This is a genomic window from Colwellia sp. NW0002-52-1, assembly GCF_057550865.1.
The window spans coordinates 117,026-129,210 of record NZ_BAAJLU010000002.1 but is presented as its reverse complement, the minus strand read 5'-3'; the positions used below and the strand labels follow the sequence as shown (position 1 = coordinate 129,210).

The 12,185-nt window shown below is 36.8% G+C and carries 13 protein-coding genes; 9 read left to right on the top strand and 4 right to left on the bottom strand.

Annotation, left to right across the window (positions count from 1 at the left end; translation table 11 throughout):
• The first annotated feature begins 78 nt into the window (after positions 1 to 78).
• The 5 genes from AC27H3_RS03235 to AC27H3_RS03215 all read left to right on the top strand — a co-directional run bounded on the left by AC27H3_RS03235 (position 79) and on the right by AC27H3_RS03215 (position 5,945).
• Positions 79 to 555 (top strand): winged helix-turn-helix transcriptional regulator, encoded by a 477-nt coding sequence (locus AC27H3_RS03235; protein ID WP_487103686.1) that lies wholly within the window; start codon positions 79 to 81, stop codon positions 553 to 555.
• A 219-nt stretch (positions 556 to 774) separates the two neighbouring features.
• Positions 775 to 2,457: a M28 family metallopeptidase gene (locus AC27H3_RS03230; RefSeq protein ID WP_487103684.1), complete on the top strand. Its 1,683-nt coding sequence runs from the start codon at positions 775 to 777 to the stop codon at positions 2,455 to 2,457.
• Between the two features lie 45 nt (positions 2,458 to 2,502).
• Positions 2,503 to 3,342 (top strand): HDOD domain-containing protein, encoded by an 840-nt coding sequence (locus AC27H3_RS03225; RefSeq protein ID WP_487103682.1) that lies wholly within the window; start codon positions 2,503 to 2,505, stop codon positions 3,340 to 3,342.
• A 175-nt stretch (positions 3,343 to 3,517) separates the two neighbouring features.
• Positions 3,518 to 4,942, top strand: coding sequence for a sodium-dependent transporter (locus tag AC27H3_RS03220; protein ID WP_487103680.1), 1,425 nt, complete (start codon positions 3,518 to 3,520; stop codon positions 4,940 to 4,942).
• A gap of 109 nt (positions 4,943 to 5,051) precedes the next feature.
• The gene (locus tag AC27H3_RS03215) at positions 5,052 to 5,945 is read left to right on the top strand and encodes a class I SAM-dependent methyltransferase (RefSeq protein WP_487103678.1); all 894 of its coding nucleotides are present in this window, start codon (positions 5,052 to 5,054) and stop codon (positions 5,943 to 5,945) included.
• A gap of 69 nt (positions 5,946 to 6,014) precedes the next feature.
• Here the strand turns inward: AC27H3_RS03215 and AC27H3_RS03210 are convergent, their stop codons facing one another.
• Together AC27H3_RS03210 and AC27H3_RS03205 are read right to left on the bottom strand one after the other, a co-directional pair.
• On the bottom strand, positions 6,015 to 6,629 hold the full coding sequence (locus tag AC27H3_RS03210; protein WP_487103676.1) for a LysE family translocator: 615 nt from the start codon (positions 6,627 to 6,629) through the stop codon (positions 6,015 to 6,017).
• A 35-nt stretch (positions 6,630 to 6,664) separates the two neighbouring features.
• On the bottom strand, positions 6,665 to 7,543 hold the full coding sequence (locus AC27H3_RS03205) for a DNA ligase (protein ID WP_487103674.1): 879 nt from the start codon (positions 7,541 to 7,543) through the stop codon (positions 6,665 to 6,667).
• Positions 7,544 to 7,762: 219 nt separating this feature from the next.
• Here AC27H3_RS03205 and AC27H3_RS03200 point away from each other — a divergent pair, with 219 nt between their 5' ends.
• The gene (locus AC27H3_RS03200; RefSeq protein ID WP_487103672.1) at positions 7,763 to 8,278 is read left to right on the top strand and encodes a hypothetical protein; all 516 of its coding nucleotides are present in this window, start codon (positions 7,763 to 7,765) and stop codon (positions 8,276 to 8,278) included.
• A gap of 162 nt (positions 8,279 to 8,440) precedes the next feature.
• A complete protein-coding gene (locus tag AC27H3_RS03195) occupies positions 8,441 to 8,695 on the top strand; it encodes a PGPGW domain-containing protein (protein WP_487103670.1) in 255 nt (84 codons plus the stop codon).
• A 420-nt stretch (positions 8,696 to 9,115) separates the two neighbouring features.
• On the opposite strand, the gene AC27H3_RS03190 is transcribed toward AC27H3_RS03195, so the two are convergent.
• Complete coding sequence (locus tag AC27H3_RS03190; protein ID WP_487103668.1) at positions 9,116 to 9,829, bottom strand: DUF3581 family protein; 714 nt, start codon at positions 9,827 to 9,829, stop codon at positions 9,116 to 9,118.
• Positions 9,830 to 9,959: 130 nt separating this feature from the next.
• Positions 9,960 to 10,229, bottom strand: a complete 270-nt coding sequence (locus AC27H3_RS03185) for a GIY-YIG nuclease family protein (protein ID WP_487103666.1) — start codon at positions 10,227 to 10,229, stop codon at positions 9,960 to 9,962.
• A gap of 174 nt (positions 10,230 to 10,403) precedes the next feature.
• On the opposite strand from AC27H3_RS03185, the gene AC27H3_RS03180 reads away from it, so the two are divergent.
• Both AC27H3_RS03180 and AC27H3_RS03175 read left to right on the top strand, forming a co-directional pair.
• Complete coding sequence (locus AC27H3_RS03180) at positions 10,404 to 11,204, top strand: DUF2797 domain-containing protein (protein ID WP_487103980.1); 801 nt, start codon at positions 10,404 to 10,406, stop codon at positions 11,202 to 11,204.
• Between the two features lie 97 nt (positions 11,205 to 11,301).
• Positions 11,302 to 12,150, top strand: a complete 849-nt coding sequence (locus tag AC27H3_RS03175) for an HDOD domain-containing protein (RefSeq protein ID WP_487103664.1) — start codon at positions 11,302 to 11,304, stop codon at positions 12,148 to 12,150.
• Positions 12,151 to 12,185: the final 35 nt, after the last annotated feature.

Here is a 12,185-nt window from a genome sequence, read left to right as displayed (position 1 = left end):
AGAATATATTGACAGTATTAAGGTTTTCACGATAATTTACGCTTAAAGCCAACCATTAACTTTACTATAGATAGACAAATGATGAGCAGCAAACCTAGAACGCTTGATCGTATTGATTTAACCATTTTAGACATATTACAAAAAAATGGTCGCATATCTAATAACACGTTAGCACAGCACGTTAACTTAAGTGCTAGCCCATGTTTAGAACGTGTTAAACGCCTCGAACAAGAAGGCTACATTGAACGATACGGTGCTTTTTTAAATGCCAGTAAATTAAAATGTGGTATGACGGCTTTCATTCAGGTGACGCTAGATCGGACAACAGCAGATATATTCAATAAATTTAGAGCTCAGGTTATTGAAATAAAAGAAGTTGCCGAATGCCATATGGTCGTAGGTGGTTTTGATTATTTACTTAAATTACGCTTTGAAAATATGGATGCTTATCGTGTATTACTCGGGAAAATTGTTGAGCTACCAGGTGTATCACAAACCCATACTTATGTCGTTATGGAACATGTAAAACGCCACTCAGGTATTCCTATTTTTTGAACAAAAAATCAGCGATGCAAAGTTATAGTAACACCCAATCACTTCAAGTGTGTTTGCTTTTCGCATTGCGTGCTAGTTTTTTTAGATAACACTCGATATAGTGTCTTAAGACGTTTTTTAGCTTTTTATATGATGGTTTAATTAAAAAAGCTGAGATGTAATTATTAAAATATAAATACCAAGTTTATTCGTTATCTTGGTAAAAGTTAATGAGACACCATGAATATATTCCCACCAAAAATGTTCCATAAAACTAGCCTTGTTGCCTTCGCTTTCATCGCATTATCAGCTTGTAATAAGTCAACAACGCCAACAGAAGTTAGTAGCAATGAAAGCTTAGTTAACGAGCAAAACATCAAAGCACATATTGAATTTCTTGCTGATGACACTCTTCAAGGTCGAGATACCGGCAGTGTTGGATATCAAATCTCAGCTAACTATGTAAAATCATATTTTAAACAATTAGGTTTAACGCCAAAAGGTAGCAATATTGGTGAGTCTCAAGGCTTTGAACAACAAGTACGCTTTCGTAAATCTTATCTTGTTGATGGCTCGGCAAGTGCCGTTGTTCATGGTTTAAAAGGTGATACTGAACTTGAGTATGTGACTCAGTTTTTGATGTCAGGTTCTAGTTTAAAAAATGAGAGTATCATTAAAGCGCCAACTGTATTTGTAGGTTATGGGGTTATCTCTGATGAATTTGGCTATAACGATTATGAAAACATTGATGTTAAAGGAAAAATTGTAGTAGCACTAACAGGGAGACCTGATGACTTACCTTCTGAAGAAGGAGCGCACATAGGCTCAAGCGCAGAGAAAAGTCGCCATGCTGCAGAACGAGGCGCAGTAGGTTTTATAACTATTCATACACCAAAACGAGAATTAGTCAGAAGTTTTGAAAAATCTTCAAAAAATGCTAGCGCGCCACGCCTAAGTTGGTTAAAAAAAGATAACACGCCATTTGGTAAACACCCAGAAATAATCTCAAGTGCATATATTCAGCAAGATGCAGCGAAAGCACTGTTTGAAGGCGCTGAGTTTAATTTAGCTGATATTTATACCGCAGACACTAATAATACGGCAATTCAAGGTTTTAACTTACCGCACCAAGTAACCTTGAAAAATCGCTCGCGTCATGAGCAAATTACTAGCCCAAATATCATTGCGGCAGTAGAAGGAAGTGATGAGAAATTAAAAAATGAATATGTTGTTTTTAGTGCTCACTTAGATCACATTGGCATAAGTTCGCATGGCGATAACGAAGATAAAATTAACAATGGGGCGCTTGATAATGCATCAGGTGTTGCTATTTTGCTTGAAACAGCAAGGTTATTAGCTGAAATGCCAGTAAAACCGAAACGTTCAGTATTATTCGTTGTTGTTACCGGTGAAGAAAAAGGTTTGTTAGGATCTAGCTATTTTGCAAATAACCCTACGTTGCCAGTAACGCAACTTGTTGCGAATGTTAACTTAGATATGCCGTTAATTTTGTATCCATTTGCTGATGTTATCGCTTTTGGTTCGACTCATTCAACATTAGGTGAAATTGTAGCAACAGCGGCAAATAAAATAGATATAGAATTGAGTGAAGACCCAATGCCTGAACAGGCACTATTTACTCGCAGTGACCATTACAGTTTTGTAAAAGCGGGTATACCTTCAGTATTTTTGATGACAGGTTTTAAATCGACAGATGAAAATATCGATGGTGGTGCCGTATTTGGCGACTTTTTGAAAAACCATTACCATCAACACAGCGACGAAATAACATTACCAATTAATTATCAAGCCGCGGCTAACTTTGCGCTAGTAAACATGATGATAGGTTTAGAAATAGCAAACCAAACTGAACGACCGCAATGGCATAAAGGTGACTTTTTTGGCCTAACATTCGCACAATAATATTGACTAAAAATTGTCGACACTTACTTTAGGAATAACTAAATAATGAATGCCCTAGAATATGCCCAACAGGCAAATGGTTCTTTTGCGTTACCAGACGCGTGTTTTAAAATAAAAGCATTAATGGAAGACGACGACTCCACAATCGAAGATTTCGCTAACGTGATCAGTGTTGATCCTTCAATGACATCACGTTTGTTGCAAATTGCCAATAGTGCAATTTATAGCTTTCCTGGCGAAATAAGTACTATTTCACGAGCGATTACTATTATTGGAACGCAAGCCATTTACAACATGATGTTAGTCGATGTTGCAGCAACAGCGTTTAAGCATTTCTCAAGTAACTCGATTGATTTAAAACGCTTTTGGCACATGAGCGTTTTTTGTGGTTTAGCCACTAAAAACTTAGCAATAACTGCGGGTATACGAGATATAGAGCGCTTATTTGTCGCGGGTTTACTGCAAAATTTTGGCGAGCTGATTGTGGCAAAAATATCGCCAGAACTTGCTCAACAATGTGAAGCTTACAATACCGACTTATTACCTTGGCAATTACAACAGCAAGTGCTGGGCTTTACTTATACTGAAGTGTCGGCCGAGTTATTAAAAATTTGGCAAATCCCTGAAAAAATAATTTTGCCGATTCGCCATTATAACAACGCGCATAACATACAAATTAATAAAGATGTACAGGTGCTTTATTTAGCATCGAGATTAGCCTTAGTGGAATGTCATCCTGATGAATTTAGCTATGACGACAGCATTGATGCACAAATATGTAATACCTTAAAAATATCAACAGGAGATTTAGAGGCTGCGGCTAAATTCGCGAACATAGAAACGGAAAATATCCTTAATATAATGAATGCTAATTTTTACGGGTAATCAGGCTAGCAGGTGCAATTAATACGATACACCTGCAAACAATTGACGTTTATTAAAAGCAAGACTTTGGAAAAGAAGCTTGTTAGCATCAACTGGTTATCCACCTTAATAAAAGTGGGCGCTGTGAATAAAAATTATAATTATTAGCCCTATAAAAATACAATGAAGGACACTTATGAGTACAGAAAGAGAGCATTTTAGTTCCCGCTTAGGGTTCATTTTAGCGGCTGCAGGCTCAGCCGTTGGTATTGGTAACTTGGTTGGCTTTCCAGTAAATGCCGCTAAAAATGGTGGTGGTGCATTTTTATTAATGTACGCTCTTTTCGTATTTTTTATCTGTTTACCTGTAATGGTTGCTGAAATGGCCGTAGGCCGAAAAACAGCTAAAGAGCCTGTTGGCGCTTATAAAGAGTTAAGCGGTGGTAGCAGAGCATGGGGTGCTGCAGGGTTTTTAGGTGTACTAACGCCATTTATGATTGCTGTATTTTATATGGTATTAACGGTATGGATTTTTGGCTATATCGCATTAACCCTAAGCGGTAACTTAGACTATCTTGCCAGTAGTAATGGTTTTGGTGAGTTTGTAAATAGCCCTTATATTTTTGCTGGTATGGTGGTTGTAGCCGGTATTGTTAACTTTATACTGGTTGCCGGTGTTAAAGACGGTATTGAACGTGCATCTAAAATATTAATGCCGACCCTTTTCATTATGTTACTGCTTATGGTGGTGTATGTTTTAACCTTAGACAATGCGCTTTTAGGCGTTAAATTCTTTTTAATTCCAGAGGTTTCTAAAATTACCCCTGCGGTGATAAATGGTGCGCTATCACAAGCGTTTTTCTCTTTGTCATTAGGTATGGGTATTTTAATTACTTACGGCTCTTATATTGACCGTAAAACCGATATTGTCGGCTCTGCAAAACTGGTCGCGTTAACCGATACTGCTGTCGCATTTACAGCTGGCTTGATGATTTTACCGGCAGTGTTTTCTTTTAATCCTAATGTTAACCCTGCAGAGTTAAGCGATAGTTCTGTTTCGTTAATCTTTACATTTTTACCTAAAATATTTTTAGCACTGCAAACGTCTATTGGTTATATCGGTGCAAGCGCAGTAGCAGCCTTCTTCTTTATATTGGTATTTTTTGCTGCAATAACATCATTGGTTTCGATTTTAGAAGTGCCGGTATCTTATTTAGTTACTGAGAAAAAACATAGTCGTAAGAAAGCGTTATCTATTTTGTTGATGACAGCAGGTGTATTAACTGTTTTCGCTACCTTGTCTTTTGGTATGGCATCTTATTTCACTGAATTTACCTCTTATGCTGGAGGAACACGTTCATTTTTCGATGTAATTTACGATGTTTTTTACGACACGATATTACCACTTAACGGTTTCTTGTTATGTGTTTTTGTGAGCTATCGCTGGAAAAGGTTACAATTATCTGAAGAGTTGTCGGTAGGTAATGCAAACTATAAAGGCTCATGGGTTGAAAAATATATTAATTTCTCTCTAGGAACATTTATCCCCGTTGTAGTCTTCGGTATTTTTATTAATACAGTTATGCAAAAGTTCTTTAACTACAGTATTTTTGGTTTTTAGCCTGTTTTTAGTGCATAGCGCTTGAAAATAAAATTGTACAAGCATGATACCTAAGGCCGGATAATTTGTTATTATCCGGCCTTATTTTTTCTAGCGAGAGCACCTTAAAATGATTGAATTTATCCAACCATGTAACTTCGATGAAAGCCAGCGGTTATTTCATGGACGTGGACATGCATATCCTGAGCTTTCGCATGTCAATATTGATTGGTTTGAACCCATTATTTTAATTACTTTATATCAGGAAGTTGAAGCCGATTGGCTAGCTGAACAAGTTGCACAGTTACGCACGTTAACCGATAGATGCCAATCTATTCAAGTGCAATACCGTTGTAGAAAATTTGCACCCTGTGAATTAGCTTGGGGTAAAGATATTAGCCATTTAACGGCATTAGAGCATGGCTTGAAATACCACATTAGTTTAGGTAAAGCTCAAAATTCAGGCTTGTTTCTCGATATGCGCAATGGCCGAGAATGGGTTAAAACACATAGCGAAAATAAACGAGTATTAAACTTGTTCTCTTATACTTGTGCATTCTCTGTTGCAGCTTTAGCTGGCAACGCAAGTAAAGTAGTTAATATTGATATGAGCAAAAGTTCATTAAGTAAAGGCCGCGAGAATCATCGACTGAATAAGCAAGATCTTGATAAAGTTATTTTTGAAGGTGTTGATATTTTTAAGTCTTATGGCCGGTTAAAAAAGCATGGCCCTTATCAGTTATTAATTTCTGATCCGCCATCTTTTCAAAAAGGCAGTGTTGATATTGAACGAGATTATAAGAAGATTATTCGACGCTTACCTGATTTAATGTCAGAAAATGGTGATGTATTGTTATGCTTAAACTCGCCAGAACTCAATATTGACTTTTTATTGGCAGAAGTCGCTAGAGAATGCCCAGAGTGTGAATTTCAATATCAACTTAAAGCGCCGGAGGTTTTTAAAGAAGCCCATGAAGGCAAAGGTTTGAAGTGTTTGTACTTTATTTATAAGCCAAACGTTTAAGTGCTATTTTGCTTGAGTAACTGGTTGGCTCAAGCAAATAACTACTCTAGTCATTACGATATTAATTTACTAGTTGATTACGACTCGCGCGGCTAACAAAATTAAAAAACTGCCGGTAATTTTATCAACAATATGGCTATGCTTCTTTAGCTTTTCTAATATCGGCCCTCGTGAAATAGTAAAAGTAATAATAACATACCAAAGCATGTCAATAATGCCAACCGTAGCTGTCATCACGCCTTTTTGCTGCCACCCTGCATCAGGTTCAACGAACTGGCTAAATAATGCTAAGAAAAAAATGGCTAATTTAGGGTTGAGAAAAGCAATTAAAAAGCCGTCTCGCCAACCATTAATCGTTGGGTCTATAGCCCCATTTTTTTGATCAAACTGAATGTTTTGCTGCTTACTCATTAAGGCTTTAATGCCTAAGTAAAGTAGAAAGGCAGCGCCAGCATATTTTATGCTCGCAAATATTATCGGTGATTGTACTATCAGTAAGCCAATCCCCGTAGCGGTGATGGCGGCATATAGTGCAACACCAAAGCCATGGCTAATCGCGGTGGCATATCCTTGGTAAGCACCACCATTTAAGGTGTTTTTTATCACTAAAGCAAGGCTAGGTCCTGGGGAAAGGGCACCAAGGATACAAATTGCTACAAGAGATAACCATAAATGAAATTCCATATTTTAAAGCCTTATGGGGATAATTAATTGATTAGCTAGGGTGTATGTCTAATACGTAAGAAACTGGCAAATTTTGGCACACCTCGTTGCGTTTTACCAATGTATTTATAGGTTACTACACTGCCTATTTTAGGTGGGTGCTCACGTTCAAGATCAGAAAATCCGCTGCCTATTTTAAAAACTATACCATCAGGCGTTCTAACTTTAATTGCGCCAAGTAACCCACTGTATTTACCTTTGCCCGGTAAGTGCGCTATCACCACTGCTTCAGCATCTTGATGCTGTTTAAGCTTTAGTAAATTTTTAGTACGGCCACTTTGATAATTTGCATTTGCAAGATGGAGCATTAAGCCTTCACCATGATCGCTAACGACTTTGCTAAGCCAAGCCGTTAGGTTTACATTATTTGATACTTTTTTTTGTTCAATCATAAATAGGTGGGCTGAACTGCTCTTTTCAATTAGTAACTTCATCATGGATATTCGCTGTGTAAAATTTCCTGATTGGTGCGGTAAATCGAAAATCATTAACTTGATATTTTTCCAGCACAACTTATTTGATTTTTTACGCCGAATACAGGCGCTGATTTGTTCGAACTGTCCTCTAGCGCTCCACAGTTCACCCTCCATTGCCACTTTGGGCCAATGTTCGACAAACCACTTTGGTGGGCTTAAGTTATTACCACTGCGAGTTATTAGCTTTTCACCGGTCCAATATCCACGAACGCCATCGAGTTTCTCACTAACCCAATAATCGTTAATATCAATACTACTGTCATATTTAGTGGCGTGCTGCAGCGGTGGTTTGTTTGGTTTATTTTTATCGAGAACCACTTGCTGTGCATACAAATTGGGTAATATCGAGATAAGACAAAAAGCACAAATAAAATTATGGTAGTTAATTAAATGAAACATCCGTGTTCCTTAATTTATATTGAGTTTTAAAGTTTTAAAGTTTTAAGCAGTGTTTTCTGCTTTGTTCAGCACAGTATAGATGTATTTGAGGAGAATACTTTTTAACTTCGCATTGTCGATATCAATGCTTGCTGTTTATTCAACAGTAAAACTCGGGTCGATTTTTTCAAAATTTTGACTACACTCTGGCTTACTAAGGAATTCAATGGATGAAAACCGATGCAAAAATTAATCACTTTAAGCTTAATACTAACCTGTTTTTTATTTTCTCATATCGCAACTGCTGGTAAAAAACACTGTCAAGGATATCGAAATAAACTCGATAATGTTCAAGCGCAGCAGCGACAATCGAACTCAAATAAACGTAGCCTAAGCTTAGCTAACAAGGAAGATAAAGCTCGTAAAACTTGGTGGCAATGTGAAACCGGTAAGCTTAAACCTAAGCTTAAGAAAAAAAGTAAGAAAAAAAAATTAAAGCAGAAAAAAATAAGCGCGCCCAAGCCGATAAAAATGTTGGCAAAGCAAAAGCCAGACACACCACTAAAACCCTTAATGCCTTTTGCGGGTGAGCAACCGGTTGAATTGCGATCTAGCGATCAATATAAAAAGTTACAAGCTTGGTTGGCGTTTTATCAGCCGGCAAAAATGTGTGCTCGACCAAAGTCTACGCAACAGTTTGCCGCGTGCGTTGAAGATAAGCGCCGTCAACAGGCTGAATTTGAGAATAGCTATTAAAAAACTCTTGTTATTTAGACTATTATCTTGCCTTTTACACCACTCTTTTTCCTATATTTAAAATTCGGGTTTATTAAAGGGCTGATAAATAAGTGGAATTTATTTTGGAATGCTCTTTGCTTTAGGTTATGCAAGAGATAAACATTCACTTTAAGGTTTGATATGACCCATTATTTACCCGAAAAAATAAAACGAATAGCACTCACTTTATTAGGTTGCATATGTTTATTATTAGGCATTGTGTTTATTTTGCTACCAGGCCCTGCGGTAATATTTATTCCTTTAGGCTTAGCTTTATTAAGCTTGGAGTTTGATTGGGCTAAAGTGTGGCTAAAAAAAAGCCAAGGTTATTTCCGCCAGGCTGCAGTAAAAGCCGATCAAACGTTATATTGGTTAGGTAAGAAGTTACGCTCTTAAATACTATGCTATAGAAAAATTTTATTGCCGGAATTAATCATCGGCTGCTAATAAATACTAACGAAGTAGAGGTTAAATAACCTGAACTCTGGATAAGCAGCACTTGCTCAATGCTCCCTTTTAAGCCATTTTCTGCGTTAAAACGTCGATAAATAGCGCGCTATTCATAAACGTTTTGCCTTGGAAATGGCATAAAATGAAGCATTGATGATATCTATTCGTGATGTTCACCTGGCTATAGCATTCACTTTATTACCTAAGCTTTTGGTTCACTTGAGTTTCAAGCACTCATTATCCAGAGTTCAGGTTAAATAAAATGAGTAATTGGTTTTAATTGCCATTACTCATAGTTTTTAAAAGTATTAAGAGGCTCAACTATAATTGCTAGGTTTAACGGGTTAAGCTAACAGCGCTTATTATTTACTTTTGTGCGAAATATTGTGCTTTAGTATCATTGTATTGGGTAACAATATTATCAATAGTATCTTGGCAATAATCTCGTAAACCACTTAAAAGCATAAACTTTTTACCGTGTCCGATCACCACACTATTTGAAACTAAATCAAATGATAGACAGGCATTCCCGCGCTTACCGTCTATATCTAATGTTGTAGAAGATAACTTTAATGTAATGTCTTGAAAGTCTAAATTATCGAGATGAATTGACATGCTTTCGTACATAATCATCGGGCGGGCCGGGTTGATCATTACCTGACAATCTTTCATTAATTCAACCAATATATGTGGGAATGTATGGCCTGAAAACTCGACGTAAGCACGTGTTAATGCTGAAATTGCCTTGCTATCTTTTGTGCTGTTTCCAGCAACAGACATATTTAAATATTCTTTTTGATTATCGTCGATAATGCTTGCTGATTGCGCTATTTCTGTTGGAATAATTAACGTTGTCGTGTCAGTTACCATGCCAGAAAACTTAAAACTCATTTCTTGATGTAAACCTGCACGCTCTAAAATTAATGAAAACAGTAAGTCTCCTGGAACACAAAAGCGTTTTGCTTGTATGTCATGCAAAGGATTAAAATCGTCAGCAATTTGTTTTGCAAAATCGCTCGCCTGTTGACGTGTGAAACTAATTTTATCATCCGTAATTCGGCAATAATTCTCTAAAAACATGGCTATTTGTCATCACTTTAAGCTGTTGAAATCGGCGCCATTCTATCAGTATGCTAAATTAAAATCGAAACTTATTAATGTTTAATAGACAAAGCAGACCAGTAATATTGGGCTTTAGAGCGAAGGGTTATTATTCTACTAATGGATTAAGCACGTAACTAGAAACGAGCTGTTCTTTATTTTTTTTGCTCAATTGCTTTAGTTGATATTCTCGGCGGCTAGCCTGCTGACGGTTTGGTTGCGACTCTGCATAGGCTAAAACAACAGGGCGGCGAACACGAGTATATTTGGCCGCCTTTTTGTTGCATTCGTTGTGTTCAAGTAAACGCCGTTCTAATGACGTCGTTATACCCGCATATAGGCTGTTATCAGCACAGCGAAGAAAATAAACATACCACATAAAATTTAATGTCTAGTTAGTGAGCGACTAAGATATTTTCGCAATTTTTTCCTTGTTTTTCGAGGTATTATTGAATTAAAGCTAGCTGCTAGAAGTTGATTTTTATATTATTAGCCACTGAAAGTCACAAAAGGTTGAGATATGTTGCAAATAGAAGCGGGTGCTCTGCGCAAAATGAGAGCGGATTTAGATGAAAACGGTACGGTAAATTATCGTATGGTATTAGGCGAGCAAGAAGTCGAATTAAATCCACTAATTTCAAAGCACCTAACACTGAATTTTAATGGCCATATCGTTTGCCTGCATTGTAGTAGAAAAATTAAAAAAAGTTACTCTCAAGGTTATTGTTATCCTTGTATGCAAAAACTCGCCCAATGTGACATGTGCATTATGAAACCTGAAACCTGTCATTTCGAGCAAGGTACTTGTCGAGAACCTGAATGGGGAGAAAGCAACTGTATGATCCCTCATTATGTTTACTTAGCTAATACCTCAGGTTTAAAAGTAGGTATTACGCGCCATACACAAATTCCAACACGATGGATAGATCAAGGCGCAACTCAAGCATTACCTATTTTTAAAGTGAGTACTCGCTTACAGTCGGGATTGGTTGAAATAGCTTTAGCTGAATTCATTGCAGATAAAACCAATTGGCGTGCAATGCTCAAAGGTAGTGCTGAAAATATAGACCTAAAAGCTATTGCCCAAGAGTTGAAACCTAAAATAGCAGAAAAGTTAGCAAGTATTAGCCTTAAGTATGGTGAAGATGCGGTTATCGCTTTAGATGAAAACGTTGTTGATTTACATTTTCCAGTGCAACAATATTTAACTAAGATTTCATCTTTTAACTTCGATAAAACGGCTGAGGTTTCTGGAACATTACTGGGCATAAAAGGGCAGTATTTAATTTTTGATACTGGTGTTATTAATATGAGAAAATTTACCTCTTATCATGTTAGCTTGCAGGTAAATTAAATATTTTATTTGAAATAACATAAGCTAGACTGAGTTTAGAACGTGAGATTATATTTCAGTCTAATTAATTACCCCACGAAGAGTTTTTAGGATCATTATGATGAATGTGAACGATTATGCAGAACAGGCGAGTGAAATATTTGTATTGTCAGATTCATTTATTCGTATAAAAGAGTTAATTGACGATGATAGCTCTACGATTGACGATATTGCCGACGTAATCATATTAGACCCTGCATTAACCAGCACTATATTAAAGCTCGCTAATAGTTCACTTTTTAGCTATCCGGGTAAAATTGATACCATCTCTAAAGCGGTATTAGTGTTAGGCATTACTGAGGTATACAATTTAGTCATCGCATTTTTCACTAGTCGTGCTTTTAAAGCCCTAAACGTTGAACAAGACTACTTGGATGACTTCTGGTGTAAGAGTGTTGATTGTGCCCTTATCGTTAAATATCTCGGGGTAAACCTTAGGATCCCAAACGCAGAACGCCTATTCATCATTGGATTGCTGCATAATTTAGGTGAGCTTGTTATTCAACAGCTTTCTCCGGAAAAGGCGTTAGTTGCCAATAAATTTACTGCAACAGAGTTACCGTGGGATAAGCAATTACAAACACTCAACTTTACCTACGGTGAATGTGCAGCTGAGTTATTAAAACAATGGCAATTGCCATTTAGTATTATCGAGCCTATTCGCAACCAAGATAATAGCGACTTTACTTACAGCACAGATGAAATAAAACTACTCTACTTATCAAAAAGAATTATGTTAAGTCAATTTGATTGCAGTGCACATGACACTGAGTTGTTATTTACTGAAGATGCTATGCAACAGTTACCTATTACTGACGAAATGCTGCAAGGAGCGATTAATTATTGTGATTTTGAACGTTTAACTATTTTATCGATTATAAATCCAGGCGCAGCCACTATTTTTTAGCGGCTAGTGGCCATTATCCTACGCTATAGTTTATA

Coding starts and splice junctions, on each gene's coding strand:
- AC27H3_RS03230 (WP_487103684.1), top strand. CDS start 775: ATGAATATATTCCCACCAAAAATGTTCCATAAAACTAGCCTTGTTGCC.
- AC27H3_RS03205 (WP_487103674.1), bottom strand. CDS start 7,543: ATGTTTCATTTAATTAACTACCATAATTTTATTTGTGCTTTTTGTCTT.
- AC27H3_RS03235 (WP_487103686.1), top strand. CDS start 79: ATGATGAGCAGCAAACCTAGAACGCTTGATCGTATTGATTTAACCATT.
- AC27H3_RS03180 (WP_487103980.1), top strand. CDS start 10,404: ATGAGAGCGGATTTAGATGAAAACGGTACGGTAAATTATCGTATGGTA.
- AC27H3_RS03185 (WP_487103666.1), bottom strand. CDS start 10,229: ATGTGGTATGTTTATTTTCTTCGCTGTGCTGATAACAGCCTATATGCG.
- AC27H3_RS03225 (WP_487103682.1), top strand. CDS start 2,503: ATGAATGCCCTAGAATATGCCCAACAGGCAAATGGTTCTTTTGCGTTA.
- AC27H3_RS03210 (WP_487103676.1), bottom strand. CDS start 6,629: ATGGAATTTCATTTATGGTTATCTCTTGTAGCAATTTGTATCCTTGGT.
- AC27H3_RS03195 (WP_487103670.1), top strand. CDS start 8,441: ATGACCCATTATTTACCCGAAAAAATAAAACGAATAGCACTCACTTTA.
- AC27H3_RS03215 (WP_487103678.1), top strand. CDS start 5,052: ATGATTGAATTTATCCAACCATGTAACTTCGATGAAAGCCAGCGGTTA.
- AC27H3_RS03175 (WP_487103664.1), top strand. CDS start 11,302: ATGATGAATGTGAACGATTATGCAGAACAGGCGAGTGAAATATTTGTA.
- AC27H3_RS03220 (WP_487103680.1), top strand. CDS start 3,518: ATGAGTACAGAAAGAGAGCATTTTAGTTCCCGCTTAGGGTTCATTTTA.
- AC27H3_RS03200 (WP_487103672.1), top strand. CDS start 7,763: ATGCAAAAATTAATCACTTTAAGCTTAATACTAACCTGTTTTTTATTT.
- AC27H3_RS03190 (WP_487103668.1), bottom strand. CDS start 9,829: ATGTTTTTAGAGAATTATTGCCGAATTACGGATGATAAAATTAGTTTC.